Genomic DNA, 25,108 nt, shown 5'->3' with positions numbered 1-25,108 from the left:
GAGATCGTTAGAAAGTGAGGGCGCAGACGGGGCGCTTCAAGGGGTTTCGAGAGGCGTAACATCAACCGGGGAGCAGGAGGAAGCACGCCATCATCGCGAAATCCTCGCCCGGCCCAGGGAAGGTGATCTGTCAGGTTTCCGTGGTCATCCTGAATGTTTTCGAGGCGGATTGTTCCAGTCTTCGCACTACTTTAGATTCGACCGACGATACGCGCGGTGTCGCATACTGCTCACTCATGCCGGAGATCTCATGTCATTCCCGAAGCGCACCTTCCTGAGCCAGGCGCTGATGGCAGCCGCCCTGCTGACGGCGGCCACGCCGGCCGTCCTGGCCGCCAACCCCGGAACCTCGGCCAGCGCGGCCCAGAAGCTGCCGTCGCTGAACTGGCCACGCAATTTCGACGCCGCAGGGGAGCACATCGAGCTCTATCAGCCTGAGATCGAGAAATGGGAAGGCAACCGGCTGTCGGGTCGGGCTGCGGTGGCCGTTGGCGAGAAGGACGGCACGCCCACCTATGGCGTGGCCCGGTTCTCGGCGCAGGCCGATATCGACAAGCCGTCCGGGCTGGTCCAGCTCACGCAGATCCAGATCGACAGCGTTGACGTGCCCACACGCCCCGATGCGGCCGACAAGGTGCGCACCGCGCTGATCGGACGGCTGCCGCCCAAGGGGTTGACCGTCCCGCTCGATGAACTACAGGCCAGCTACGCGGTGTCGCAGGAACTGGCTCGCGCAACAAGGGTGCCGGTCAAGAACGACGTGCCGCAGATTTTCTTCGCGACCACGCCCACGCTGCTCGTGCATGTCGATGGCGAGCCGGTCTGGCGCGCAGTGCCAGGCACGCAGATCGAGCGCGCGATCAACAGCCGCGCGCTGATGCTGCGTGAGCAGGGCGGCGAATTGTGGCTGCAGGCGGCGGGTTACTGGTATCGGTCGGAATCGGCCGGTGGCCATTGGGATAGCGTGGCCAATCCACCCGCGGCCGTGCTGGGCGCCGCCAGCAAGTTGCAGGCGGCCAAGGACCAGACCAGGCCCGATCCGATGATGCCTGCCGACGGCAAGAAGCCCGCCAGGCCGCCCACCATATTGCTGGCAACCGGCCCTGCGGAACTGGTGATCACCGACGGCGAGCCGCAGATGAAGCCGGTCGGTGGTGTCGAGCTGCTGACGGTGGGGAACGCCGATCACGCCGTGCTGTTAGACCCGTCGACCAACCAGTACTACGTGCTGATCTCTGGCCGCTGGTTCCGGGCGCCGGTACTGAGCGGGCCGTGGGAGTTCGTCCCCGGCGACAAGCTGCCCGCCAATTTCACCAAGATCTCGCCGCAGGACCCGAAGGCGAACGTGCTGGTGTCCGTCCCCGGCACGCCGCAGGCCCGGGAAGCGGAGATCGCGGCGACGATTCCGCAGACGGCCTCGGTGTCGCGCACCAAGGCCACGATGACCGCGACCTATGATGGCGCGCCGAAATTCGAGCCGATCACCGGTACGTCGCTGCGCTATGCGGTGAACACCGGCACGCCCGTGATCGAGGTCGATAGCGGTCGCTACTACGCGGTGTCGAACGGCATCTGGTTCACCTCCGGTGCGCCGGTCGGCCCGTGGGTGGTCGCGACCGAGGTGCCTTCCGCGATCTACACGATTCCGCCGAGCTCGCCGGTGTACTACGTGACCTATGTGCGCATCTATTCGGTGACGCCGGAAGCGGTAGTGGTGGGTTACACACCCGGCTACATGGGCGTCGTGGTCAGCCCGGACGGCACCGTGGTCTACGGCACCGGCTACATCTATCCGCCGTATGTCGGCACCTACTACTACGGATACCCGGTGACCTATGGCTATGGCGCCGGGTTTGGCATCGGCGTGGCCGAAGGCTTCGCTTTCGGATTCGCGGCTGGCGCGATCTGGGGCGCGGCGGCTCCGTACTGGGGCCCGTACTGGTGGGGCGGCCCGTACAACTGGAACTACGTGAACGTGAACCAAGCCAACTTCTACGGCCGCTGGGGGCAGGGCACGGTCACGCACGCCGAGGGCTGGAATGCCTGGACGGGCACGCAATGGCGCGGCACGGCCGGCTACGGCTACAACGCTGCTACCGGGGCGCGCTACCAGGGCAGCCGGGGCGCCGCGTTCAATCCGTACTCGGGCAACTATGCGGCGGGGCGCCAGGGCTCGTTCGCCAATCCTTCCACCGGCCGCGAAGGCGCCGCGCGTGGCGGTGTGGTCGGCAACGAGTACAACGGCAACTATGCGGCCGGGCGGCAGGCCGCGGGCTACAACGCGCAGACCGGACGCGTCGGCGCGGCGGAAGCGGGCGTCGCGGGCAATACCCAGACCGGGCAGCACACGGCGGGCAGCCGAGGATTCGTCGCCAACCCGGACAAGGGCAATGCCGTGGCCTGGAACAACGGCAACGTCTACGCCGGGCACGACGGCAATGTCTACCAGCACACCGACAACGGCTGGCAGCAGCACACGCCAAGCGGCTGGCAACCGGTGCAGCCGAACAGCAATGTGCAGGGCCAGCTCGAGCAGCAGCGCCAGGCGCGCGAGGCCGGTCAGCAGCGCTTCAACAGCTCAGCGGCGCAGCAATGGCAGGGCCGTATCGGCGGCGGCGGATTCCAGGGCGGGGGTGGACGTTTCGGTGGCGGTGGTGGCGGCCACTTCCGCGGGGGATTCCGCAGGTAAGGAGGCCGCGGTCAGCGGCTAGCCGCTGGCCGTCAGTGGCGCGGCGACCATTCCCCCTTGCGCACGCCGATGGCCGTGACGAGCCCGTATGACGTGATGCCGAGCGCCACGCCGAGGAAGTGTCCGTCAAGCCCCATCCCGGCGACGTTGGCCAGCAGCCAGCCACCGCCCGCCGCCAGGGCGATACGGCACAGGCCCGCGGCGATCGGCCAGCGCATACGGCCCGCACCCATCGACGCGAAGTAGAGCGCCATCCCCAGGCCGAAGCCGCCGAACGCCGGGCCGACCCACGACAGCGCGCGCGCGGCAATCGCGCCGACATCGGGGTCCTGGGTGAACAGTCCGGCAAACTGGTTTGGCGCCAGCCCGACCGCCGCGCCTACCGTCCCGGCAATCAGCAAGGCGAGCAACGCGCCAACCCAGGCGGTGCGGCGCGCGGTATGCCAGTCACCGGCGCCCACGGCGCGGCCCACCAGGGCTGTCAACGCGGAGCCCACGCCGAACGCGAGCGGGATCATCAGGAATTCAAGCCGGGCGGAGATGCCATACGCGGCTACGGTCGTGGTGCCGTAGTGCCGCAACTGGGCCGTGACGAGAATCGTGGTCAGGTTGGCGACCGATGCGAGAGCGCAGGCCACCAGGCCGATGGAGAGAATCCGGTAGAACAGCGCCTTCGACGGGCGGATGCGCAGCGACGGCACGAAGCCCGCGCCGCCACGGAACACCACATAGGCCATCACCAGCGCCGCCCCCCATGACACGGCCGCCAGGGCCGCGCCGATGCCTGCCAGGCCCATGCCGACGCGCTCCGCCAGCCACCAGGACAGCACCGGAAACACCACCCACATGCCGCCCAGCACACGCGCCGCCAGCGCGTGGCGTCCGCCACCGCGCAGCACCGATGCCAGCGTATTGGCCAGCCACGCGGGTACCGCACCGGCGCCGAACAGCCAGATCGCGTAGCTCGCCGCGGCTTCGGCCGCCGTCGCGCCGGCCACTGCGCCGAACACGCCGCGTGGAAAGCCTGCCAGCACGATTGCGAAAATCAGCCCGGCCGTCACCGCGATGATCAGCGCGTGGAGCACCAGCGACGATGCCTCCTCGCGCTTGCCGCCACCGAGCGCGCGCGCGATGGCCGATACCACGCCACCGCCCATTGCCCCCGTCGACATCTGTTGCAGCAGCAGCGCGAATGGCAGCACCACCGCCCATCCGGCCAGCGATGCCGTACCTTGCCGCGCGGCCAGCCAGGTTTCGATCAGTTGCGCGCCGGCCTGCAGGAATGCCACCAGACTGGTCGGCGCGGCCAGCACGGCAATGCCGCGCGCGATCTCGGTGGCGGGCACCGGCTCGGCAAGGGCTGCCGAACCATCGAGCGCAAGCGCATCAGACTTTCGCATGATCGGCCGCCTCCGTGGTTGGTTCGCCAAAACGCGCACGCAGATACCGTCCGGCGCCTGGGCCGGGTTTCACGCGCAGGTCGTCCACGGTGATCGCGCTGCCATCGTCGCGCGTCAGCTTGCCGGCGATGATCTCCTTGCCCTCGCGCTTGTCCTCGAGCACGGTGAGCGGACCCTTCGGATCGGCCAGCCACCGGTCCGCCCAGTCCTTCAGCGTAACGAATACGGGAAAGAAGTCGCGGCCCATCTCGGTGAGCACGTAGACGTGGCGCGCGCCGCCGCCCGGGGCCGGCACCTTGTCGAGCAGCCCGTGCTCGACCATCGTCTTGAGTCGGGCGCTAAGTATGTTCGGGGCAATGCCCAGGTTCTTCTCGAACTCATCGAAACGCGAACTGCCGTAGTAGGCCTCGCGCATCAGCAGAATCGCCCACCGCTCGCCCAGCATCGCCATCGACCGCGCGATCGGGCAGGGCATGGTGGAAAAATCGGTCGGTACCATGTGTCTCCTCGCTCTTTTACTTTCAGCTTGCAAGCTTTGGCATGAATCATAGCTTGCGAATTGAAAGTTTGCAGAGCGAGTGCAAATCGACGATGGCGCGCGATGTGGAGCCTTCAGCGCTCCTTGAACACCTCCAGCTCCGCCACCGTCTCGCGCAGGAAGCCGATCAGCGCCCGCGTGGCCATCGACAGATGCGGATTCGCGGTGGTGAAGATGTAGAGCCGGTTGCCCAGCCCCTTGGGCTTCCAGTCGGGCAGCACGGGTACCAGCGTGCCGCGCCGCACATCTTCCCAGGTCATGTAGAGCGGCAGAAGGCTGATGCCGTGCCCCTGGCGCACGGCATTCATCAGGAAGGGAAAGTGTTCGGACTGCAGGTACGGCGTGATGTCGACATCCTCGCGTTCCGGGCCGTCGCAGGTATCGCGGCCCAAAGTCAGCAGGAAGCGTCTGGACGTGTAGGGCGGGCAGAGGAAGCGGCAGGCGGCCAGATCGGCGGGCTGCTGGATCGGCGCAATGCCGGCCAGATAGGCGGGCGAGGCGCAGAGTTGCCAGTGGATCGGACACACGTCGCGCGCCACGGTATCGAGCGGCGGTTCGGACGTTACCTTGAGCGCTACGTCGATTTCCGCCGCGATCAGGTCGGTCACACGGTTGGCAAAGAACACGCGCAGCGAGATGCCCGGGTGTTTCTCGGCGAACTGCAGCAGCAACGGGGCGATGAACGCATCGCCCAGGCCGGTGGGCACGCTCACGCGCACGTGACCGCGCAGCGTCTTGCCCAGGCTGTCGATCTCGGCCTGCGCGGCCGCCACTTCCTGCAGGATGCGCAAGCCGTGCTCGTAGAGCGATTGTCCTGCGTCGGTCATCTCTAGCCGGCGCGTGGTCCGCCGCAGCAGCATCGCGCCGGCCTGTTCTTCCAATTGACCAAGCTGGCGGCTGATCTGCGAGCGCGTGACACCGCGCCGCCGGCCGGCTTCGGCCAGATTGCCGGCTTCCACGATGTCGACGAAAGCCTGGACGAGATGGAGATCCATAAAGCGCCTGATTGAGCATTGTCAAATTTGACGCAACATTGTGATTCCAGATGGAGGCATTGTCGATGCCAGTGGGCGCCGCTACAGTGTTCGATCAACAAAATGCGCAGACAGGAGACCCCGCATGGCCGCAGACCTCTGGTTCGAATCGTTGCACCGCACCGGCACCGAAGTGCTCGACCGCGGTAACCGGCTGGCGGGTGGCCTGCGGCGGCTGGGGCTCGAGGAGGGCGCGGTGGTGGCCGTGATGCTGCGCAATGACCCGGTGTTTGCCGACGTCGTCTTCGCGTGCCGGACGGCTGGCGTCTACTACTGCCCGATCAACTGGCATTTCACGCCGGAGGAAGCCCGCTTCCTGCTGGAGGACAGCAGCGCCCGCGTGCTGATCATCGAGGCCGATCTGTTCCCGTCGATGCGCGAAGTGATTCCCGCAGGCATGACCGTGCTGACCGTGAACGGCAGCGACGCCGATGCCACCGCTACCGGCACCATCGCCTACGAACCCTGGCTCGCCACGCAATCGCCGTACGACGGCCCACGCGTTGCGCCGCGTGGACATCTGGCCTATACGTCGGGCACCACCGGCCGTCCCAAGGGCGTGCTGCGCAGCGCGGTGCCGCTGGGCGAACTCGAGGACCAGACCGCGCGCATGCGATCGGTGGTGGCCAAGGCCATCGGGATCGTGCCCGGGTGCCGTGCGCTGATGTCCGCGCCGCTCTATCACAGCGCGCCCGGTGTCTTTATCCAGAACGCGTTGCAGATGGCCGAGCGCCTGGTACTGACGCCGCGCTTCGACGCGGAGCAGGTGCTGGCGCTGGTCGAGAAGCATCGCATCGACGTGCTCTACCTCGTGCCGATCATGTACGTGCGCCTGCTCAAGCTGCCGCCCGAGGTGCGCGCGCGTTACGACCTGTCGTCGATCCGCTTTGTCGCGTCCACGGGCTCGCCGTGCGCGCCGGAGGTCAAGCGCGCCATGCTCGACTGGTTCGGCCCGGTAATCCACGAAACCTATGCGTCGAGCGAGGCAGGCATGGTCACCGTGGCCACGCCCGAGGACGCGGCCGCGCGTCCGGGCACGGCGGGGCGTCCGGTCGATGCGGCCAGCGTGCGCATCATCGACGAATCCGGACGACCCTGCGCGCCTGGCGAAGTCGGGCTCGTGTACGTCCGCCAGCCCGCCTATCCCGATTTCACCTACCTGAACAACGATGCCGCACGACGGACGATCGATGTGGACGGACGCGTCACGCTTGGCGACATGGGGTACCTCGATGCGGATGGCTACCTGTTCATCTGCGACCGCGCGTCGGACATGGTCATCTCGGGTGGCGTGAACATCTATCCGGCCGAGATCGAGCATGAACTCGTGCGCTATCCCGGCGTGGCCGATTGCGTGGTGTTTGGCGTGCCGGACGACGAGTATGGCGAGCGGCTCCACGGCGTGATTCAGCCGACGGCCGGCGCGACGCTCGATCCGGCGGCCGTGATCGACTGGATGCGAGGCCGGCTGTCCGGCTTCAAGGTGCCGCGCACGATCGAAATCGTCGCGCAGTTGCCGCGCGACGAGACGGGCAAGCTGGCAAAGCGTCGGCTGCGCGACCAGCACTGGGCAGGGCGGCAGCGGAGGGTTTGACGGAAGCCGGCCGCGCCGGCGTCGGCGTCGGCCACTGACAGACTCCGCTTTCCCGCTTTGCGGGGGCGGGGAGACAACACACATAAAACACAAAGCAGCAGGAGACAACATGCATCGCAGAACCGCCATCCTGGCCGCGGCAGCGCTCGGCCTTGCCACGACCCTGTCATCCGCGTCCGCCGCATGGCCGGATCGGCCCATCAAGCTCGTGGTGCCCTACGCGCCCGGCGGCTCGACCGACCAGTTCGGCCGCGGGATTGCCGAAGGCGTATCGCGGGAACTGAAGCAGCCCGTGCTCGTGGAGAACCGCCCCGGCGCGAACACGATGATCGGAACGCAGAGCGTGGCGCGTGCGCAGCCGGACGGCTACACGGTGCTGCTGGTCACCAGCGCGAGCATGGTGCTGAATCCGATGCTCTACAAGAAGCCCGGCTACGAGCCGCAGGAATTCAAGATCATCACGGTCGGTGTGGAAGCGCCACTCGTGGTGGTCGTCAATAACCAGGTACCGTCCAACAACATTAAGGAGTTCGCGGCTTACGCCAAGGCTGCCAATGGCAAGCTCAATTATTCGTCGGTGGGGCTCGGCAATTCGCTGCAGCTCGCCACCGAGATGTTGAAGACCGAACTCGGCATCGAGATGACGCACGTGCCGTACAACGGCTCGGCGCCGGCGCTGTCCGCGCTGCTGGGTAACAACGTCCAGCTTATGGTCGACGTGGTCAGCACGTCGCTGCCGCATATCAAGGCTGGCAAGCTCAAGGCGCTGGCCGTGACCGGAAGCTCGAGGCTCGACGTGCTGCCCAACGTGCCGACCGTCGCCGAGAGCGGCTACCCGAACTTCCGCGCCGCCACATGGTTCGGTCTGGCGGTGCCGGCGCATACACCGCCCGATGCCGTCGCAAAGCTGCAAGCCGCAGCATCGCACGTGCTGACGGAGACGCAGTTCCGCAACACGTTCAACGCGCTCGGGTTCGTGGTGCAGCCGCCGCGCACGCAGGCCGAGATCGACCGCTATGTGACCGCCGATCGCGACAACTGGGGCAAGGTGATTCGTGCCAACCACATCACGCTGGATTGAGATTTAGGCCGAAGGCTGGCGCGACAGCGGGAGCGACGGGCGTATAGTTGAGGGCTGCCGGAGGCGCTGGATGCCTCCGGCAGCCTCTGTCATCATCCCCCGCTGCCAACGCTCACGCATCGACGCCATGACCGATTCCGCCGAGCCGCCTGATTCGTCCAACTCTTCCGGTCCCTCCGATCCCGCCAAAGGCACACCACCTTCTGGTGCCGGCAAGCCCCCAGATTCCCAATCCACGCCACACCCGGACCGCCCCGATCGACTGAGCAAGCTGCGCTTCCACGCGCGCAGCACCGCATTCCGCAAGACGCGCCAGTTTGGCCGAATCTCGCGCACCACCATTCGCTATGGTGCGTTCATGTGCGGCGCGGGCTTCGTGGCGTTGTTCTCGATCGTCTTTGCATATATCGCCGAAGTGGCGCTGAACTGGAACGCGAAGCTGACGACGGCCACCCCATGGCTGGCGTTCGTGATCCTGCCGTTCGGGCTGGCCGCATTGCGCTGGCTGACCATTCGACTGGCGCCGCAGGCGCGCGGCAGTGGCATTCCGCAGGTGATCGCCGCCGTGACGCTGCCGCCGGCGGGCGTTGCGCAGACCGTGCTGGTCTCGTTCCGGCAATCCATGTGGAAGGTGTTGCTGACGACCGGCGCATTGCTGGCCGGTGCCTCGGTGGGCCGTGAAGGGCCATCGGTCCAGGTCGGCGCCGCAGCCATGCTGGCGTGGGGCCGCTTGTGTCATGAGAAGCTCCAGTTTCGCATCGGCTTTCATCCGAACGCGCTGATCGCTGCCGGTGCGGCCGGCGGTCTTGCCGCGGCCTTCAACACGCCGCTCGCCGGGGTGGTGTTCGCGATCGAGGAACTGGGCCGTGGCACGTCGGTGCGTTGGGACAGGCTGGTGCTATCCGGCGTGCTGACGGCAGGCTTCCTGTCACTGGCAGTGCTCGGCAACAATCCGTACTTCAGCGTCAAGGTGCCGATGCTGGTGCTGCACGACGCCTGGGGACCAGTGCTGCTCTGCGCCGTGGTCAACGGCGTGATGGGCGGGCTGTTCGCCAAGCTGCTGATCGCAGGGGTGCCGGGCCTGACACCGACATCGTGGCGCGGCTGGCTGAACGCGCATCCGGTCATGGTGGCGTTCTTCTGCGGCCTCGTCGTGGCCGCGCTCGGCTGGGCAACCGCGGGCGCGACGTTCGGCACGGGCTATGAGCAGGCATCCGGCCTGATCAACGGCACGCCGCACAGCACGATCTGGTTCGGGCTGGCGAAGTTCGTTGCCACCGTGGTGTCGTATTTCGCGGGCATCCCGGGCGGCATCTTCACCCCCTCGCTGGCCATCGGCGCGGGCATCGGCGATACCGTGTCCCATTTCCTCTCGGGCGCGACCGAGCCGCGCGTGCTGGCGCTGGTGTCGATGGCCGCATTCCTGGCCGCCGCCACGCAGGCGCCGATCACGGCCAGCGTGATCGTGATGGAGATGACCCGCACGCAGGATCTGACGATCTACCTGCTCGCGGCGTCGCTGCTGGCGTCGTTCCTGTCGCGTCAGTTCAATCCGCATCCGTTCTATCACCACATGGGCCACGCCTTCCGCCGCGAGGCAATGTCGATCGGCCGGAAGTCAGCGTCTGCGTCCACGTGAAGGCGTGACGCGTGGTTGCCGCCGCTGCCAGAGGAAAGGCGCGGTGGCGGACGCGGCCACTTTGTCTTAACATGTGCCGCGCGTGGACCGGGGGCTGCAGACCGGCGGCCACGCGTGTGTACCGGCGGCACACTGATACGTCGGCAATCGATGCAATCGGGGAGCAGGGGATGGCCACGCAACGACCGGTCGGCACGCGTTCGACCAGTAGTTCCACCAGCAAGGCTTCGACCAGTACCAGCACCAATACCAGCACGCAAGCCAGGGCGCCGGGCAGCCAGCCTCGGCGCGAAACGCCCCAGGCGGCGGACCTTGGCGCGGACACCACCATCTGGCACACGCGCGGATTGCAGACCAACTCCCGTATGCGCATGCCCGTCATGCAGCGTACCCCGTCGCGCCAGCTTCCACCGAGCCCGATACCGCGCCTGATCCTGTGGGCGGTGCTGATCGGCCTCGCGCTGGTATGCTTCAACGCCGTGAAGCACATGCTCCGCTAGCCGCCTCGGCCAATCTGTCGACCAGACGTCACTCCGGTGGACGGGTTTGAACCCTCGGCGCGGGGCCGACTCCAACGCGGAGCCGTTTTCAGGAGTGAGTTTTGAGATTGCCTCTTGCCGGACTGGCGCTCGCCAGCCTGCTGGCGACGTCCGTCGCCCATGCCGCACCCGCAACACCTGCGAAACCCGCCACGCCTGCCGTAGCTGCCGCGCCGGCCGCCACCGGGACTGACGCGCTGGCCCAGATCCTCGGCACGCTCGAGATCGGCAACCCGCTGCCCGCGCTGGCCGATTGTGCCGACCACCGCACGCCGGATGGCAAGGACGTGACAGCGCTATGCGTCGAGCTGCGCGGCGACGGCACGATGCGCCAGATTGGCGTGCCGCGCGACAAGCGTCCGGTTTTCATGGATGGCCCGCACCTGCTGGCGTTCGTCGACGGCAATGCGCTGGTGGGCGTGATGGTGCCGACGGATGGCATCAAGTCGCAGGATGCCGCCGAGCAGTCGCTCTCCGCGCGCTACGGCAAGCCGTTCCGCAAGGAAATGGTCGACATGAAGGACAAGGCCGGCAATGCGGTGAAGACCATTCACGCGGGCTGGATGCATCGCCCGCTGACGGTCGAGCTGTACGCGATTCCAGAGGACCCGTCCGAAGGCACGATCGAACTGCTGCTGCCGCAGGCGCGCGCGCTGATGGCCAATCGCGATGCCGCGGTGGCCAAGTCGCTCGCGCCGCCGGCGTCAGACGCGGCGGCGAAGTCCGGCAAGGGGACCGAGAAAGCCGAGAAGGCTGAGAAGGAGAAGGCGGAGAAGAAGGCGCCCGTCAAACCGGTGAACCCCGGCAGCTGGTAAGGCGCCCTGAGTCGTCGGGCTCGTCAGAGCCCTTCCATCACCTTGTCGAGTCCGCGGACCACGCCGCGCACGGTGTGGACCTTGCGGATCGCGAGCAGCGCGCCGGACACGTACGGCTTCGAGCCGTCGCCGGCTTCGTGCTTCAGGTGCAGGCGCTGGCCATCGGCGCCGAAGATCACCTCTACACCGAGCTGGTAGCCGGGCAGCCGCACCGCGTGCACCTGCGTGCCTGACATCGTCGCGCCGCGCGTTTCCTTCGGGCCGTTGAGCTCGTCGATCGGCACCACCTGCGCGGCGGCCTTGACCTGACCGAGCCGGAATGCGAGTTCGCGGACCGTGCCAGACGGCACGTCGACCTTGCCAGCCTTGGCGTAGTCGATGATTTCCCAGTGCTCCAGATGGCGCGCGGCCATTTCGGCAAACTTCTGCAGCAGCACCACCGTGATCGCGAAATTGCCGCAAGCCAGCACGCCACGATCAGCCTTGCGCGCGGCGGCGTCGATTTCCACGTAGTCGTCGTCCGTCAGCCCCGAGGTGCCCACCACGACGTGCGCGCCGCGCGCCAGCGCCTGCAGGATGTTGTGCTTGCCGATGACCGGCTCGGTGTATTCGACATAGACGTCGTAAGGCGTCTGGTTCAGTTCCTCGATGCTGGCCACGGCAATGCCCGGCGTGTCGGCGTGCCCCGTCAGTTTCGCCAGTGCCTGTCCCGCCGCGCCGCGCGACAGGCCTGCCACCAGTGTCATGTCGGCGGCATGTGCCACGCCGCGTGCCAGCTCGCCACCGGCCCAGCCAGTGACACCACCGACGGCAACGCGAATGTCATTGTTCATATTGGTCTCCGCTCCTGAGTACGTAGAGGATAGTGCAGCCGCGCGGTGGGCGCTTGGCAGGGCCGGTTGACCTGCTTCGCCTAGCCAGCGGCCCGTCGCCGGTCGATCTTCCGCGCCAGCACGATCGACGTCTGCGTGTGATTGACGCCATCGAGCATCCCGATTTCATCGAGCAGTTTGTCGAGTCGCGCATGCGAGTCGCAGCGGATCACCGCCATGTAGTCCACCGGGCCGCTGACCGAATTGAGTTCCTCGATTTCCGGGAAGCGTTGCAACGCGCGCACCACGGCAGGGGATGCCTTGGGCTGCACGGAGAGCCCGCAGAACGCCAGGATCGCGTTGTCTTCCATCTGGCGACCCAGCCGCACGCCGTAGCCGGCGATCACGCCGATCTTCTCCAGTCGCGCGATACGCGCTACCACGGTGGTACGGGCGATACCGAGCGCGCGCGCCAGGTTTGCAGCGCTCTCGCGTGCGTTGGCCTGCAGCAGCGCCAGCAGGTGCCGATCGGTCTGGTCGAGTTCCGCCATGGCTCGCTCTGACGATTCGTCAGTATTAAACGTCGATACGTCGGATTATGCCGGGCTTTCGTCAATCTTGTGGCTACAAAACGTGCGCGTTGCTGCCCATACTTCAGTCACAACGAATGCTTTCCATGACCTTCTGACGGAGCCCGCCATGCAACCCTCAACGCTTGGTCCCGCCGCCGTGCGCGACCTGACCCTGGCACCACGGCCGCTATCCGTGGTGGTGCTCGGCGCCGGCAAGATCGGCCGTGTGATTGCCGCGATGCTGGCCGCCTCGGGCGACTACCGTGTCTGCCTGGTCGATCACGACGCGCACCGGCTCGACGGCATGCCGCGCCAGATCGCCGTGCGCGCGGGCGATCCAACCGAACCCGGCACCTGCGCGGCGCTGCTGGCCGGCGCCGATGCGGTGCTCAATGCGTTGCCGTTCCATGCCGCCGTCAACGTGGCAAAAGTGGCGGCGCGGCTTGGCGTGCACTACTTCGACCTGACCGAGGATGTAGCCGCCACCCGGGTGATTCGCGAACTGGGGCGGAGCGCGCGTGCTGTGCTGATGCCCCAGTGTGGGCTCGCGCCGGGTTTCATCGGCGTGGTCGGCCACGACCTCGCGCAGCGCTTCCTGCGCGGCGGCGGCGAACTTCTCGATCTGCGGATGCGCGTGGGCGCGCTGCCGCGCTATCCGAGCAACGCGCTCAAGTACAACCTGACGTGGAGCACCGAGGGGCTGATCAACGAGTACTGCAACCCGTGCGAAGCCATCGTCGACGGTCGGCGCGTGGAACTGCCCGCGCTGGAAGGGCATGAGACCTTCGCACTGGACGGCGTCGAATACGAGGCCTTTAATACATCTGGAGGGCTGGGCACCTTGCCAGACACCCTGGCAGGCCATGCGCGGCAAGTCGACTACAAGTCGATCCGCTACCCCGGGCACTGCGCGCAGATGAAACTGCTGCTGAACGACCTGCGGCTGCGCGAACGGCGCGAGTGGCTGCGCGAGATCTTCGAGCACGCGATTCCGGTCACCGAGCAGGACGTGGTGATCGTCTTCGCCAGCGCCACCGGGCATCCGCCCGGCGTGAAGGGCGAGGGCAAGCGTGGACCGCTCACGCAGGCATCGTTCTCCGCGCGCATCGGCGGCATGGCGGACTTTGCCGGGATTGGCCACGTCAACGCGATCCAGCTGACCACGGCGGCGGGCATCTGCACGGCGCTCGACCTTGTGGCCACGGGCGTGCTGCCGCAGGCCGGGTTCGTGCCGCAGGAAGCCATGCCGCTTGACCGGTTCCTGGCCAACCGCTTTGGCCAGCACTACTCGCATCATCCGCTACAGGAGACGCTCGCATGAAAGCGCAAGAGATCGCAGCCTGCTGGCAGGCCATGGACCTGCCGCCACCGTGGACGCCAGCCGAAGGCGCCGCGCCAGGCGTGCTGGCCGTGCGTTCGCCGATCGACGGCGAGGTGTTCGGCCAGCTTGCGATGTGTGATGCCGCGCAGGCCAACGCGCGGATCGCGCGCGCCCATGCGGCCCAGACCACCTGGGCGCTGACACCGGCGCCAGCGCGGGGCGAGGTGGTGCGGCGCTTTGGCGAGGCGCTGCGCGCGAACAAGGATGCGCTCGGGCGACTGGTCTCGCTGGAGTCCGGCAAGATCCTGCAGGAAGGCCTTGGCGAAGTGCAGGAGATGATCGACATCTGCGACTTCGCGGTAGGGCTGTCGCGACAGTTGCACGGACTGACGATCGCCTCGGAGCGGCCCGCGCACGCGATGCGCGAAACCTGGCATCCATATGGCCTGTGCGGCGTGATTTCGGCCTTCAATTTTCCGGTGGCCGTGTGGGCGTGGAATGCCGCGCTGGCGCTGGTCTGCGGCAACGGCGTGGTGTGGAAGCCGTCGGAAAAGACACCGCTTTGCGCGCTGGCTGCGCAGGGTTTGCTCGATCGCGTATTCGAACGCCACGCGCCACAGTTCGACGGACTCAGCTGCGTGCTGACCGGCGGCCGCCAGCTTGGCGAGCACCTCGTGCAGCATCCGGCCGTGCGCTTGATGAGCGCGACCGGATCGACGCGCATGGGCCGCGAAGTCGGCCTGGCCTGTGCCGCGCATTTCAAGCGGGCGATTCTCGAGCTCGGCGGCAACAACGCGGCCATCGTCACGCCATCGGCCGATCTTGAAATGACGATTCGCGCGATGACGTTCGCGGCGGCGGGCACAGCCGGACAGCGCTGCACCACGTTGCGGCGCGCCTTCGTCCATGCCGATCTGATCGAGACCGTCGCCAATCGGCTGAAACAGGTGTTCGCCCGGCTGCCGGTTGGCGATCCGCTGGAAGACGGCACGTTGGTGGGGCCGCTGATCGATCATGCGGCGGGCGATACGATGGCCAATGCGCTGGCGAGTTGCCGTGCCCAAGGGAACGTCGTGCACGGCGGGGAGCGACTGCTTGGGGACCGCTATCCCCATGCCTGCTACGTGCGGCCCGCGCTGGTACTGACCGACGCGCAGCACGACACGATGCTGACCGAGACCTTCGCGCCGATTCTCTATCTGATGCCATACACCTCGCTGGACGAGGCCATCGCGCTCAATAATGCAGCGTCGCACGGGCTGTCGTCGTGCATCTTCACCGAGTCGCTGCGGGAAGCCGAGCGGTTTCTGTCATCGGCGGGCAGCGATTGCGGCATCGCCAACGTCAATATCGGCACCAGCGGCGCGGAAATCGGCGGCGCCTTTGGCGGCGAAAAGGCGACCGGCGGTGGTCGGGAATCAGGCTCGGATGCGTGGAAGGGCTACATGCGGCGTGCCACGAACACCATCAACTATGGCGATGCGTTGCCGCTGGCACAGGGTATCCGCTTCGACGTTTGATCGGATATATGTGCGGATGTGTGAGTAAAGCGCACGTATATACATGCGCGAATACGTTGCGAATCGTAACAAGGGTTACAGCAGCTTGACGCTGTATTACCAGACCCACCCGTATAACGTTCTTGCAGGTAGCAGCATCACTACAAGGACGCGGAAATGAAAACAATATTGATGGGTTTGGCAGTGGCTGGCGCAGCCATGCTTGGCGGTTGCGCGGTGTACCCCACGCCGTACGGACCAGCCGTGGCGCCGGCGCCGATCGCTGTGGCCCCCGCGCCGGTCTATGTGGGGCCGCCTGCCGTGGTGGTGCGGCCGTATGGCGGTTACTACGGCTACTACGGCCGTCGCTATTACCACTGGTAAGGCGAATGGTGGGCACATCCCTCGTCCACCACTGGGAGAGGGGTGTGCCTGGCTGGCGTCAGTGCTTCAATCTTCCGCGCTGCTGTTCAGCCCACCCCAACCGGGCGCGAGCTTTTCGCCGATCTTGCGCAGATCGACCAGGTCGAGTACTCGTCCGACCGTGTGGTCGACCAGCTCGTCGATTGTCTGCGGCTTCTGGTAGAACCCGGGCACCGGCGGGAACACGATTCCGCCCATTTCCGTCACCGCGGTCATATTGCGCAGATGCGCCAGATTCAGCGGTGTTTCCCGCACCATCAGCACCAGCTTGCGCCGCTCCTTGAGCGTGACGTCCGCCGCGCGCGTGATGAGGTTGTCGGAAAGGCCGTGGGCGATTGCCGCGAGGGTGCGCATCGAGCAGGGCGCCACGATCATCGCGTTGGCGCGGAAGGATCCGCTGGCGATCGTCGCGCCGATGTCGCGCACGTTGTGAACCACATCGGCCAGCGCTTCCACTTCGGCGCGGCCCATGTCGAGTTCGTGCTGCAGGTTCATCACGCCGGCGGGCGACATCAGCAGATGCGTTTCCACATCGGCCGCCCCCTGGAGCGCTTGCAGGAGCCGGACGCCGTAGATGGCGCCCGTCGCGCCCGTGATGGCGATGATCAGCCGTTGCGGCGCGCCGCCGTTGGTCACAGGCATGATGGGCTGGAGCGTGAAGGCCGTCAGGCCATCAAGCCTTCAGCAGCGATTGCAGTTCGCCGTTCTGGTACATCTCCATCATGATGTCCGAACCGCCAATGAACTCGCCGTTCACGTAGAGCTGCGGAATCGTCGGCCAGTTGGCGTATTCCTTGATGCCCTGGCGGATTCCTTCGTCTTCGAGCACGTTGACCGTGGTCGGGGCGTCTACGCCACATGCCTTCAGGATCTGGATGGCCCGGCCCGAGAAACCGCACATCGGAAATTGCGCGGTGCCCTTCATGAACAGGACCACGGGGCTGCCCTTCACGATCTGGTCGATCTTCTGCTGTACGTCACTCATGATTGATATGCGTTCTGGTTGCGCGCGGCGCCAGGCTGGCACCGCTGAAATGGGGGGAGCGGTCCGGATTTTACCGGATTCGCGCCTTGCCTTCAGGTAGGGGTATTCGGGCCGGAAATCAACCGGGCAGGCGGCCACCGCTGCAGCGCTCGAGCCCGGCCAGATCGCGCGAGGTGAAAACCTCGACAAAGCCCGCCTCGGCCAGCTGCGCGCGCATGGCGGCGCCCTGGTCGTAACCGTGTTCCATCAGCAGCCAGCCGCCCGGTAGCAGCCGCGCGGTGGCGCCCGCCACGATGGTGGCCAGGTCGCTCAGGCCGTCTTCATGATCGGTCAGGGCGTCGATCGGCTCGAACCGCAGGTCGCCTTCCACCAGATGGGGGTCACCCTCAGCGATGTACGGCGGATTGCTGACGATAAGGTTGAAGCACAATCCGACCGGCAAATCCTCATACCAGTCGGAAACCAGGAATCGGATGTTGTCGGCCTGAAGCGCGCGGGCGTTGTCTTCCGCCACCATCAGCGCGCCACGGGAGATATCGGTGGCCCAGACATCGGCGTCGGGGCGCTCGCGGGCGATCGTCACGGCCAGGATGCCCGAGCCCGTGCCCATGTCCAGCACGCGTGGCGCCTTGACGTCGGCAATGCGTGCCAGCGATGCCTCGGCGGCCACTTCGGTATCCGGACGGGGGATCAGCACATCGGGCGTGACGCGGAAGGTACGGCCGAAGAACTCACGCTCCCCAATCAGATAGGCCATGGGCTCCCCGGTGAGCCGGCGGGCCAGCAACGTGGCAAATGCGTCACGTTTGGGTGCGTCCAGGTGGTCGTTGTCACGCGTGATCAGCTGCGTGCGCGTGAATCCAGTCACATGCGAGAGCAGCATGCGGGCCTCCAGCACCGGCAGGCCGGCGATGGCTGCGAGGGTCAGGGCCTCGCGCAGCGTGGGGGCGGGCGGCAGCGCGCCCTGAGGATTCGGGGACATCGGCTTACTACTGACTTCGACCATCTGGGGAACCGGTACGCCAGTTTGCAAAAAACCCCGTCGGAACATCCCGACGGGGTTTTGCGCGGCATTTTGTGATTAGCGCCTAGTGTAAGCCGATTCCGGCCCCGCCGCGCGCTGAATCACGTAGGGGATTTACTTGTTGACGGCGTCCTTGGCCTTGTCGGCGGCGGAGTTGACGGCGTCCTTGGCTGCATCCTTGGCGGCGGACATCGCGCTGCCGGCATCGGCCTTGGCCTTGTCGGCGGCAGCCGAGACATCGGCGGCGGCATCGCTGGCGGCAGCCTTGGCGGCATCCGCGGCATCCGATGCAGCGGCGGCTGCGCTGCTGGCGGCGGCCTTGGCCGAGTCCGCTGCGTTCTGCATCGCGGCGTCGGTATTCGTTTGCGGAGCCTCTTCCTTCTTGCCGCAGGCGGTCAGGGCGGCGGTGATCATCAGCAGAGCGAGCAGTTTTTTCATGATTTCATCCTTGTATGTCTGTTGGAGGAGTGAACTTCCATCCAGACTTCGGAACCCTTGAGCCTTGAAAGTGACGCATCGGGGTGGTCTGGTCGAAATCGATTATAGACAGTGCGTCTTTCCCGGCTAGTGCTGTTTCAAGCATTTACCTCAGTTACATATTCAGGATTCCTCACCCAGGGCGGCCAACTGGTCGGCCTGGTGCTCGGCGGAGAGTGCGGAAATCAGCTCGTCGAGGTCGCCATCCATGATCATGTCGATCTTGTAGAGCGTCAGGTTGATACGGTGATCCGTCACCCGGCCCTGCGGGAAATTGTAGGTGCGGATGCGGTCGCTGCGGTCGCCAGAACCGATCAGGTTGCGGCGCGTGCTGGCCTCCTTGGCCTGCGCCGCGCGGAGCTGCATGTCCTTGATGCGCGCTGCCAGCACTTTCATCGCTTTTTCCTTGTTGCGATGCTGGCTCCGGTCGTCCTGACATTCGACCACGATGCCCGTCGGCAGGTGGGTCAGGCGCACGGCGGAGTCGGTCTTGTTCACGTGCTGGCCGCCCGCACCCGACGCGCGGAACGTGTCAACGCGCAGATCCGATGGGTTGATCTCGACTTCCCCAACCTCGTCCGCTTCCGGCATGACGGCCACGGTACAGGCCGACGTATGGATGCGACCCTGCGATTCGGTGGCCGGCACACGCTGCACGCGATGGCCGCCCGACTCGAACTTGAGCCGGGAAAACGCGGCATCGCCAGCGATCCGGACGATCACTTCCTTGTAACCGCCAAGGTCCGAGGGCGACTCGCTCATGATCTCGACCTGCCAGCGTCGACGTTCCGCATAACGCGTGTACATGCGGAGCAGGTCGGCGGCGAAAAGCGCGCTTTCCTCGCCGCCAGTGCCGGCGCGGATTTCGAGCAACAGGTTGCGGTCGTCGTTCGGATCCTTCGGCAGCAACAGGGTCTGCAGCGAGTTTTCGAGTGACTGGAGACGCTCGCGAGCCGCGTCGATTTCATCGGCCGCAAACTCCTTCATCTCTGGGTCGTCGAGCAGCGCCTGCGCCGTGGCCAGGTCGTCCTGGGCCTGGCGATACTGGCCGTACTGCTCCGCCACCGGCGACAGCTCGGCATGTTCGCGCGACAGTTTGCGGTACTGGTCCATGTTCGCCGTCGCGTCTTCGCGGGCGAGCAGGGCGTTGACTTCATCGAGTCGTTCGGCCAATTGGTCGAGCTTGGTGGAGATGCTGGCTTTCATATTGGCGGAGGAATTCGGAGTCGCAGGGGGGGCATTGGCGGGCCGCGCGGATCGACACGCGGATGCCGGACGCTGGCGCGCGCCAGCGCTGAAGCAGGGAGCGGCTAGCGCTCGGAGTGGCTGCTGTGGCGGAACAGGCCCGGTACCAGGCGCAGCAGCGCCTCGCGGTCCTCGCCCTGGGTGTGGTTCAGCGCGTGGGTCGGGCCGTGCAGGAACTTGCGGGTCAGCGCGCCGGAGAGCGCCTCGAGCACGGCCGCGGGGTCGTCACCGCGCGCCAGCATCCGGCGTGCGCGTTCGACTTCGGCCTGGCGGATCGCCTCGCCCTGCGATTGCAGTTCGCGGATGACGGGCACGACGCTGCGCGTCTCCAGCCAGTGCATGAAATTCAGCACGCGGGAATCGATGATGGCCTCGGCCTGCGCCACGGCAGCCTGACGCAGCGCGTTGCCTTCGCGCACGACGGCGCCAAGGTCGTCGACGGTGTACAGGAACACGTCGTCCAGGCGTGCGACTTCGGGCTCCACGTCACGCGGCACGGCAAGATCGACCATCATGATCGGGCGATGCTTGCGGCGCTTGACCGCGCGTTCGACCGCGCCCAGGCCGATGATCGGCAGCGAGCTCGCGGTGCAGGAGACGACGATGTCGAATTCGTGCAGACGGTCGCCAAGGTCCTGCAGGCGGATCGCCTGGGTGGTCAGCCCCTGCCCGGACAACTGTTCTGCCAGCTTCTCGCCGCGCTCGACCGTACGGTTTGCCACCACGATCTGGCGCGGCATCTGCGCGGCGAAGTGCGTGGCGCACAGTTCGATCATCTCGCCGGCGCCGATGAACAGCACGCGCTGCGTCGAGACGCTCTCGAAAATGCGCTGCGCCAGGCGAACCGCCGCGGCCGCCATCGACACCGAATGCGCGCCGATCTCGGTCTGGCCGCGGACTTCCTTGGCCACCGCGAACGTGCGCTGGAAAAGCTGGTTCAGGTACGTGCCCAGCGCGCCGGCCTCACCGGCGGTGCGCACCGCATCCTTCAACTGCCCCAGGATCTGCGTTTCGCCGAGCACCATCGAGTCCAGGCCGCTGGCCACGCGAAACGCATGGCGCACGGCTTCCGACTGGGGCAGTGCGTACAGGTGCGGTGCCAATTCCGAAGCGGGGACGTTGTGATGCTGCGCCAGCCAGCGCAGCGTGTGCTCGAAACCTTCCTCGCCCGGCTTCAGCACGTCGGTCGCGCAGTAGATCTCGGTGCGGTTGCAGGTGGAGAGAATGGCGGCTTCGGTACCGTTGCGACCCGAGAGGTGGGTGCGCAGCGCGCCAAGCGCGGGTTTGATCTGCTCAAGCGGAAACGCCACACGTTCGCGGAGCGAGACGGGTGCCGTGGTGTGATTGATACCGATCGCGAGCAGTTGCATTTGTGGGGTTTGCGTGCCATCCGGAACTTCGCCGGAAGCGATGGTCATTATACCGCTCGCCTGCGGGGTTGCAGGGAATCGAGGCGATTTGTTCCACCTGCAGTATTGTTATGCCGTGGCCGCTGGAAAGTGGCCGAAACGACACGAATGACACGGAGGAAGCGGATGCTCGGCTTGGCGGTGGTGGGCGCAGTGGTTGGACTGGCGGGGCGGCAGATGCATCCGTCCGGACGCGTCGTCAGCCTGCCAGCCGCGCTACTGCTGGGCGTGGCGGGTGCGCTGGCCGCTTTCTACACCGGACGCGCGGCGCATTTGTTCACCGATGGCCAACTGCTTGGCTGGGGTGCGGCGATCATCGGCGCGGCCGTGCTCGTGGGTGTCTGGGGTGTTGCGCGTCCGCGTCGGTAACGGGTGAATAGACGAAAAAGTCAGGAATCTCCGAGCGATTTTGTCGGGATTCAAGCCTTTGCATCAAGGAATCGACGCAGGATCGCCCCGGAGTAGTGACTGGCGACGTCACGCAAAAATGACGAAAAATCCACATGTGCGGTGTTGTCGGCCCGGTCCGAGATCGTTCGCAGCAGCGCGTAGGGCACGCCATATTCGTAGCAGATCTGCGCCAGGGCGGCGCCTTCCATTTCCACAGCCTGCAGCGCCGGCAATTGCTCGCGCAATCCGCTGACCGCCGCCGGCGAGCCGATGAACTGGTCGCCGCTGGCGATCATCCCCACGTGCAGGCGCGGATCGCGCACCCCGAAGCGAGCCAGTACGCCATCCGGGACTTCAGTGGCCAGATCTTGCCGAAGGAAGTCCTCGGCGGCCTGGCGCAAAGCACCGGTGAGGCCGGGATCGGCCGGGAATTCGGTCCGGGCGAGCAACGGCACCTCGTGGCGCGGGAACAGCGGCCGGGCGTCCAGATCGTGCTGGACGGTGCGGTCGGCCACCACGATATCGCCCACCCGAACCTCCGGGCCGACACCGCCGGCCAAGCCGGAGAAGACGATCTCATTCACACCGAACTCGCGGATCAGCGTGACCGTCGTGGCCGCCGCGGCCACCTTGCCGATCCGTGCCAACACCAGCACCACCGGCTGGCCGTGCAGCGTGCCGCTGTAGTAATCGCGCATCCCGATCGTGCGCTTCGTGGCACGCGCGTCCTCGTGGCGCATGGCGGCGATCAGCCCGTCGACTTCATCGTGGAGGGCGGCAAGAATGCCGAGGGTCATGGCAGGCAGGGCGGAAAACGCGGGAAACGGAGAGAGCGCCAGCATACCGGTGTGCCAGCGGGGGCGAAAGGCCCGCGCGCCGTGCATATCAATTGGTCATCAATTGGTGACAGCCATGCGTTGGCCGAGCGCGTTTTTGTTACATTGCGATCCATGCCGACATTCGGGAGATCGACGGTTTGGAAACCTTCTCAAATCGCCGCGCCGCACAGCAGGCGCTTGCTGACTGGTGTGCCCAGGGTCGCCTCGATGCGGCGGGCCTGAGCACGGCCTGGGCGCCGACGCTGCCCGATCGCATGGACTGGCGCCGCTGGCTCGACCGCGCGCTGCTGATACTGGGGACGGCGCTGCTATGCGCCGGCGTGATCGTCTTCTTCGCCTTCAATTGGGCGGCACTCCACAAATTCACCAAGTTCGGGCTGCTGGCGGCGTTGCTGACCCTGCTGGCCGGCTTTGCCTCGTTGCGGCCGACCGACGATATGGCGGGTCGCGCCGCGTTGGGCGGTGCGCAGATCATGTCCGGCGTGCTGATGGCCGTGATCGGTCAGACCTACCAGACTGGCGCCGATGCCTGGCAGCTCTTCGCGCTCTGGACGCTGCTGGCGCTGCCCTGGGCGCTGGCCGCACGGGCCACGCCGCATTGGTGGATCGTGCTGGTTGTCGGGAACGTGGCGCTGCTGCGATATGGCAGTGTGCGACTTGGCGTGGGCGGCATGTTCGAGTTGCTGTTCTCGGCGGACCATGCGCGCGAAACGATGCTGTTCCTGCTGGGCGCCGCGGTGGTCCAGTTAGCGCTCTGGTACGTGCTGGCCGCCCGCGCGGGTAGCTGGGGCTTCCGGGGTGTCACCGGTCCCCGGCTGATCGGCATCCTGGCTTGCGCCTATGCGGGCTGGGTTGGACTGATGAGTCTGCTGACCAGCCATGTCGAAGGCTCCGGCCTGCTGATCAGCGCGGTGGCGCTGGTCGCGCTTGGCGCGTGGTTCCGCTGGCGCGCTTTCGATATCGTCGTGCTGAGCCTGATTTGCCTGACCGGCATCGGCGTCATCATCTCGGCGGTGGGCCGCTGGCTGATCGATGCCTATGGCGATTTCGGATCGTTCCTGTTGCTCGCGCTGCTGACGGTCGGCCTGGCCGTCGTCGCTGCTACGTGGCTGCTGCGCGCATGGCGCGAAAAGAGCGGGAGGACGGCATGAGTACCGAACCATTCGAACGCCTGCTGTGGCAGCAACTTGCCGCTCGCGGTGCCGTGCAGGGCGATTTCACGCCCGCGCTTCGCATGCCGTGGCCGATTCGCTTGTTGATGGGCGCGGCGGGCTGGCTCGGCGCGCTGTTCGCTCAGTTGTTCCTGCTGGGCTCCGTGTTCGCCGTGACGCGGGGCAACGGCCCCGCCATCGCCATCACCGGGTTGCTGATGATCGGTGCGGCGATCCTGATGTATCGCACCACCAGTCAGGACGGCGCGCGCATCGCGCTGGGCCAGTTCGCGCTGGCCGCGAGTCTGGGCGGACAGGGCATGGTGATCGTTGGCGTGGGCGAGAGCCTCGGCATCGACCGGCTTTCGCAGACCGCCGTGTTCTGGCTGGGCGTGGCCGTGCTGGAAGCGGTGCTGTTCGTGATCGTGCCGAACCGGCTGCATCGGTTTGTGGCGGTGACTGGCGGCTGGTCGGCAGCAACCGTCGCGCTATATATCGCCCTGGGCGGCTCCATGGGAAATCCGTTCCTGCTGATGCCGATCACGGTGGGCGTCCTGGGCGCGCTGGCGATGGCTGCTGTGGTGGTCTTCGTGTTGATCGAGGCACGCATTGCGGCACGCGGGACACATGCGCTCTGGGAGCCCGCCGCCGACGCCACGTTGATGTTCGGCCTGTCTTCGGCGCTAATCATCACTGGGACCGCGCTGCCGTCCGAGTTCCTGTTCGATGGCATCAAGCATTTGCATGCCCCCGGCAGTTGGGTGCCTGGCGTGTTGGTCGGCGTCTGCCTGCTTGGCTACGCGCAGATCGAGGGCGCGCGCATTCGCTGTGATGCCGGTACGCGTATCGGCCTGGTGGTGCTGGCCGTGGCGTTTAGCGGCCTGATGGTGATGGCGCCGGCGGTCACGGCGGGCGTGCTTGCGCTGACCATGGCATTGCGGCGCGCGTCGTTGCCGTGGATCGGGCTGGCTATCGCGGCGATTCTGCTCGGGTTTATCTGGTACTACAGCACGCTGCAGTGGACGCTGCTCGTCAAGTCGGTAACGCTCGTCGCCGCCGGCGTGCTACTGCTGGCCGCGCGTCTCGCGCTGACCCGTATGCCACGCAAGGAGGCCATCGCATGAAACGCTGGATCATGATTGGATGGCTGCTGACCATCGGCGTGGCCGTGGCCGGCATCGTCGGCAAGGAGCGCGTGATCTCGCGTGGCGATGTGGTCTATCTGCGGCTGGCGCCGGTCGATCCACGGTCGCTGATGCAGGGTGACTACATGGCGCTGAATTTCGCCATCGGCATGGAAGTGTCGGCCGCGCATGGCCAGGATCAAACCGAGAACCGCCGTGACGAACTGGTGGTGATTCGCCGCGACGCCAGCAACGAGGGGCACTTCGTGCGCCTGCACAAGGGCGAGGCGCTGGCTGCCGGCGAGCAATTGCTGCGCGTGCAGAACGTCGCGTCGCGCTGGGGGCGGTCGAACGTGCAGGTATCGACCGATGCCTGGTTCTTCCAGGAGGGGCATGCCGAGCGCTTCTCGAAGGCGAGGTTCGGCGAGTTCCGGGTGGATGCCAGCGGGCAGGCCCTGCTGGTGGGAATGCGCGACGACAAGCTGGCGCCGATGTAGCGAGCGAGGCG

The 25,108-nt window shown here is 66.3% G+C and carries 25 protein-coding genes; 13 read left to right on the top strand and 12 right to left on the bottom strand.

The features are described from left to right. The first annotated feature begins 250 nt into the window (after positions 1-250). Complete coding sequence (locus tag B2246_RS17140) at positions 251-2,689, top strand: carbohydrate-binding protein (protein WP_035881113.1); 2,439 nt, start codon at positions 251-253, stop codon at positions 2,687-2,689. A 32-nt stretch (positions 2,690-2,721) separates the two neighbouring features. On the opposite strand, the gene B2246_RS17135 is transcribed toward B2246_RS17140, so the two are convergent. From B2246_RS17135 to B2246_RS17125, 3 genes are all read right to left on the bottom strand, one after another. Beyond that, positions 2,722-4,089 (bottom strand): MATE family efflux transporter, encoded by a 1,368-nt coding sequence (locus tag B2246_RS17135; RefSeq protein ID WP_035881114.1) that lies wholly within the window; start codon positions 4,087-4,089, stop codon positions 2,722-2,724. Next, on the bottom strand, positions 4,076-4,588 hold the full coding sequence (locus B2246_RS17130; protein ID WP_035881115.1) for a winged helix-turn-helix transcriptional regulator: 513 nt from the start codon (positions 4,586-4,588) through the stop codon (positions 4,076-4,078). The genes B2246_RS17135 and B2246_RS17130 overlap by 14 nt, the downstream gene beginning before the upstream one ends. A gap of 113 nt (positions 4,589-4,701) precedes the next feature. Next, entirely contained in the window at positions 4,702-5,622 is a 921-nt protein-coding gene (locus B2246_RS17125; RefSeq protein WP_008643108.1) for a LysR family transcriptional regulator, read from the bottom strand. Positions 5,623-5,746: 124 nt separating this feature from the next. Between B2246_RS17125 and B2246_RS17120 the strand changes: the two genes are divergently transcribed. From B2246_RS17120 to B2246_RS17100, 5 genes are all read left to right on the top strand, one after another. Further along, positions 5,747-7,255 (top strand): acyl-CoA synthetase, encoded by a 1,509-nt coding sequence (locus tag B2246_RS17120; RefSeq protein WP_008643109.1) that lies wholly within the window; start codon positions 5,747-5,749, stop codon positions 7,253-7,255. Between the two features lie 109 nt (positions 7,256-7,364). Continuing rightward, positions 7,365-8,336: a Bug family tripartite tricarboxylate transporter substrate binding protein gene (locus tag B2246_RS17115; RefSeq protein ID WP_008643111.1), complete on the top strand. Its 972-nt coding sequence runs from the start codon at positions 7,365-7,367 to the stop codon at positions 8,334-8,336. A gap of 70 nt (positions 8,337-8,406) precedes the next feature. After that, positions 8,407-9,975 (top strand): chloride channel protein, encoded by a 1,569-nt coding sequence (locus B2246_RS17110; RefSeq protein WP_035881116.1) that lies wholly within the window; start codon positions 8,407-8,409, stop codon positions 9,973-9,975. A 170-nt stretch (positions 9,976-10,145) separates the two neighbouring features. Next, the gene (locus B2246_RS17105) at positions 10,146-10,475 is read left to right on the top strand and encodes a hypothetical protein (protein WP_008643121.1); all 330 of its coding nucleotides are present in this window, start codon (positions 10,146-10,148) and stop codon (positions 10,473-10,475) included. A 101-nt stretch (positions 10,476-10,576) separates the two neighbouring features. Beyond that, positions 10,577-11,329: a hypothetical protein gene (locus B2246_RS17100; RefSeq protein ID WP_035881117.1), complete on the top strand. Its 753-nt coding sequence runs from the start codon at positions 10,577-10,579 to the stop codon at positions 11,327-11,329. Between the two features lie 23 nt (positions 11,330-11,352). On the opposite strand, the gene dapB is transcribed toward B2246_RS17100, so the two are convergent. Together dapB and B2246_RS17090 are read right to left on the bottom strand one after the other, a co-directional pair. After that, positions 11,353-12,162, bottom strand: a complete 810-nt coding sequence (dapB, locus tag B2246_RS17095; protein ID WP_008643126.1) for a 4-hydroxy-tetrahydrodipicolinate reductase — start codon at positions 12,160-12,162, stop codon at positions 11,353-11,355. Between the two features lie 80 nt (positions 12,163-12,242). Beyond that, positions 12,243-12,692: an Lrp/AsnC family transcriptional regulator gene (locus tag B2246_RS17090; protein ID WP_008643127.1), complete on the bottom strand. Its 450-nt coding sequence runs from the start codon at positions 12,690-12,692 to the stop codon at positions 12,243-12,245. A 148-nt stretch (positions 12,693-12,840) separates the two neighbouring features. Between B2246_RS17090 and B2246_RS17085 the strand changes: the two genes are divergently transcribed. The 3 genes from B2246_RS17085 to B2246_RS17075 all read left to right on the top strand — a co-directional run bounded on the left by B2246_RS17085 (position 12,841) and on the right by B2246_RS17075 (position 15,917). After that, positions 12,841-14,034 (top strand): saccharopine dehydrogenase C-terminal domain-containing protein, encoded by a 1,194-nt coding sequence (locus tag B2246_RS17085; RefSeq protein ID WP_035881118.1) that lies wholly within the window; start codon positions 12,841-12,843, stop codon positions 14,032-14,034. After that, the gene (locus B2246_RS17080; RefSeq protein ID WP_035881119.1) at positions 14,031-15,554 is read left to right on the top strand and encodes an aldehyde dehydrogenase family protein; all 1,524 of its coding nucleotides are present in this window, start codon (positions 14,031-14,033) and stop codon (positions 15,552-15,554) included. Before B2246_RS17085 ends, B2246_RS17080 begins: the two co-directional genes overlap by 4 nt. A gap of 156 nt (positions 15,555-15,710) precedes the next feature. Beyond that, a complete protein-coding gene (locus B2246_RS17075) occupies positions 15,711-15,917 on the top strand; it encodes a hypothetical protein (RefSeq protein WP_024570337.1) in 207 nt (68 codons plus the stop codon). A 66-nt stretch (positions 15,918-15,983) separates the two neighbouring features. Here the strand turns inward: B2246_RS17075 and B2246_RS17070 are convergent, their stop codons facing one another. The 6 genes from B2246_RS17070 to hemA all read right to left on the bottom strand — a co-directional run bounded on the left by B2246_RS17070 (position 15,984) and on the right by hemA (position 21,057). Continuing rightward, positions 15,984-16,598: a UbiX family flavin prenyltransferase gene (locus B2246_RS17070; RefSeq protein WP_035881120.1), complete on the bottom strand. Its 615-nt coding sequence runs from the start codon at positions 16,596-16,598 to the stop codon at positions 15,984-15,986. Between the two features lie 31 nt (positions 16,599-16,629). After that, the gene (gene grxD / locus B2246_RS17065) at positions 16,630-16,941 is read right to left on the bottom strand and encodes a Grx4 family monothiol glutaredoxin (protein ID WP_008650878.1); all 312 of its coding nucleotides are present in this window, start codon (positions 16,939-16,941) and stop codon (positions 16,630-16,632) included. A 118-nt stretch (positions 16,942-17,059) separates the two neighbouring features. After that, positions 17,060-17,923, bottom strand: a complete 864-nt coding sequence (prmC, locus tag B2246_RS17060) for a peptide chain release factor N(5)-glutamine methyltransferase (RefSeq protein ID WP_008650875.1) — start codon at positions 17,921-17,923, stop codon at positions 17,060-17,062. 156 nt (positions 17,924-18,079) lie between these two features. After that, a complete protein-coding gene (locus B2246_RS17055) occupies positions 18,080-18,403 on the bottom strand; it encodes a hypothetical protein (protein ID WP_008650873.1) in 324 nt (107 codons plus the stop codon). A gap of 162 nt (positions 18,404-18,565) precedes the next feature. Then, on the bottom strand, positions 18,566-19,648 hold the full coding sequence (gene prfA, locus B2246_RS17050; RefSeq protein ID WP_008650872.1) for a peptide chain release factor 1: 1,083 nt from the start codon (positions 19,646-19,648) through the stop codon (positions 18,566-18,568). Between the two features lie 104 nt (positions 19,649-19,752). Beyond that, positions 19,753-21,057: a glutamyl-tRNA reductase gene (gene hemA / locus B2246_RS17045; protein WP_008650871.1), complete on the bottom strand. Its 1,305-nt coding sequence runs from the start codon at positions 21,055-21,057 to the stop codon at positions 19,753-19,755. A gap of 147 nt (positions 21,058-21,204) precedes the next feature. Between hemA and B2246_RS17040 the strand changes: the two genes are divergently transcribed. Next, positions 21,205-21,465 carry a GlsB/YeaQ/YmgE family stress response membrane protein gene (locus B2246_RS17040; protein WP_411431782.1) on the top strand — a complete coding sequence of 87 codons (261 nt, stop codon included), beginning with the start codon at positions 21,205-21,207 and terminating at the stop codon, positions 21,463-21,465. A gap of 50 nt (positions 21,466-21,515) precedes the next feature. On the opposite strand, the gene B2246_RS17035 is transcribed toward B2246_RS17040, so the two are convergent. Beyond that, a complete protein-coding gene (locus B2246_RS17035) occupies positions 21,516-22,283 on the bottom strand; it encodes a 5'-methylthioadenosine/adenosylhomocysteine nucleosidase (RefSeq protein WP_035881143.1) in 768 nt (255 codons plus the stop codon). Positions 22,284-22,462: 179 nt separating this feature from the next. On the opposite strand from B2246_RS17035, the gene B2246_RS17030 reads away from it, so the two are divergent. The 3 genes from B2246_RS17030 to B2246_RS17020 are packed head-to-tail and all read left to right on the top strand — an operon-like array spanning position 22,463 to position 25,097. After that, complete coding sequence (locus tag B2246_RS17030) at positions 22,463-23,476, top strand: DUF2157 domain-containing protein (RefSeq protein WP_035881122.1); 1,014 nt, start codon at positions 22,463-22,465, stop codon at positions 23,474-23,476. Further along, positions 23,473-24,600: a DUF4401 domain-containing protein gene (locus tag B2246_RS17025; RefSeq protein ID WP_035881123.1), complete on the top strand. Its 1,128-nt coding sequence runs from the start codon at positions 23,473-23,475 to the stop codon at positions 24,598-24,600. The genes B2246_RS17030 and B2246_RS17025 overlap by 4 nt, the downstream gene beginning before the upstream one ends. Next, the gene (locus B2246_RS17020) at positions 24,597-25,097 is read left to right on the top strand and encodes a GDYXXLXY domain-containing protein (RefSeq protein ID WP_035881124.1); all 501 of its coding nucleotides are present in this window, start codon (positions 24,597-24,599) and stop codon (positions 25,095-25,097) included. Before B2246_RS17025 ends, B2246_RS17020 begins: the two co-directional genes overlap by 4 nt. Positions 25,098-25,108: the final 11 nt, after the last annotated feature.

The sequence above is a fragment of the Cupriavidus sp. UBA2010 genome, from assembly GCF_002335265.1.
Classification (GTDB): domain Bacteria; phylum Pseudomonadota; class Gammaproteobacteria; order Burkholderiales; family Burkholderiaceae; genus Cupriavidus; species Cupriavidus metallidurans.
Note: the sequence above shows the minus strand (reverse complement) of the source record. Positions and strands in the feature narration are given on the sequence as shown.

What these genes read in the sequence shown, in the direction of transcription:
- B2246_RS17140 (WP_035881113.1), top strand. Translation starts at nt 251, where the DNA reads ATGTCATTCCCGAAGCGCACCTTCCTGAGCCAGGCGCTGATGGCAGCC.
- B2246_RS17135 (WP_035881114.1), bottom strand. Translation starts at nt 4,089, where the DNA reads ATGCGAAAGTCTGATGCGCTTGCGCTCGATGGTTCGGCAGCCCTTGCC.
- B2246_RS17130 (WP_035881115.1), bottom strand. Translation starts at nt 4,588, where the DNA reads ATGGTACCGACCGATTTTTCCACCATGCCCTGCCCGATCGCGCGGTCG.
- B2246_RS17125 (WP_008643108.1), bottom strand. Translation starts at nt 5,622, where the DNA reads ATGGATCTCCATCTCGTCCAGGCTTTCGTCGACATCGTGGAAGCCGGC.
- B2246_RS17120 (WP_008643109.1), top strand. Translation starts at nt 5,747, where the DNA reads ATGGCCGCAGACCTCTGGTTCGAATCGTTGCACCGCACCGGCACCGAA.
- B2246_RS17115 (WP_008643111.1), top strand. Translation starts at nt 7,365, where the DNA reads ATGCATCGCAGAACCGCCATCCTGGCCGCGGCAGCGCTCGGCCTTGCC.
- B2246_RS17110 (WP_035881116.1), top strand. Translation starts at nt 8,407, where the DNA reads ATGCCTCCGGCAGCCTCTGTCATCATCCCCCGCTGCCAACGCTCACGC.
- B2246_RS17105 (WP_008643121.1), top strand. Translation starts at nt 10,146, where the DNA reads ATGGCCACGCAACGACCGGTCGGCACGCGTTCGACCAGTAGTTCCACC.
- dapB (WP_008643126.1), bottom strand. Translation starts at nt 12,162, where the DNA reads ATGAACAATGACATTCGCGTTGCCGTCGGTGGTGTCACTGGCTGGGCC.
- B2246_RS17090 (WP_008643127.1), bottom strand. Translation starts at nt 12,692, where the DNA reads ATGGCGGAACTCGACCAGACCGATCGGCACCTGCTGGCGCTGCTGCAG.
- B2246_RS17085 (WP_035881118.1), top strand. Translation starts at nt 12,841, where the DNA reads ATGCAACCCTCAACGCTTGGTCCCGCCGCCGTGCGCGACCTGACCCTG.
- B2246_RS17080 (WP_035881119.1), top strand. Translation starts at nt 14,031, where the DNA reads ATGAAAGCGCAAGAGATCGCAGCCTGCTGGCAGGCCATGGACCTGCCG.
- B2246_RS17075 (WP_024570337.1), top strand. Translation starts at nt 15,711, where the DNA reads ATGAAAACAATATTGATGGGTTTGGCAGTGGCTGGCGCAGCCATGCTT.
- B2246_RS17070 (WP_035881120.1), bottom strand. Translation starts at nt 16,598, where the DNA reads ATGCCTGTGACCAACGGCGGCGCGCCGCAACGGCTGATCATCGCCATC.
- grxD (WP_008650878.1), bottom strand. Translation starts at nt 16,941, where the DNA reads ATGAGTGACGTACAGCAGAAGATCGACCAGATCGTGAAGGGCAGCCCC.
- prmC (WP_008650875.1), bottom strand. Translation starts at nt 17,923, where the DNA reads ATGTCCCCGAATCCTCAGGGCGCGCTGCCGCCCGCCCCCACGCTGCGC.
- B2246_RS17055 (WP_008650873.1), bottom strand. Translation starts at nt 18,403, where the DNA reads ATGAAAAAACTGCTCGCTCTGCTGATGATCACCGCCGCCCTGACCGCC.
- prfA (WP_008650872.1), bottom strand. Translation starts at nt 19,648, where the DNA reads ATGAAAGCCAGCATCTCCACCAAGCTCGACCAATTGGCCGAACGACTC.
- hemA (WP_008650871.1), bottom strand. Translation starts at nt 21,057, where the DNA reads ATGCAACTGCTCGCGATCGGTATCAATCACACCACGGCACCCGTCTCG.
- B2246_RS17040 (WP_411431782.1), top strand. Translation starts at nt 21,205, where the DNA reads ATGACACGGAGGAAGCGGATGCTCGGCTTGGCGGTGGTGGGCGCAGTG.
- B2246_RS17035 (WP_035881143.1), bottom strand. Translation starts at nt 22,283, where the DNA reads ATGACCCTCGGCATTCTTGCCGCCCTCCACGATGAAGTCGACGGGCTG.
- B2246_RS17025 (WP_035881123.1), top strand. Translation starts at nt 23,473, where the DNA reads ATGAGTACCGAACCATTCGAACGCCTGCTGTGGCAGCAACTTGCCGCT.
- B2246_RS17020 (WP_035881124.1), top strand. Translation starts at nt 24,597, where the DNA reads ATGAAACGCTGGATCATGATTGGATGGCTGCTGACCATCGGCGTGGCC.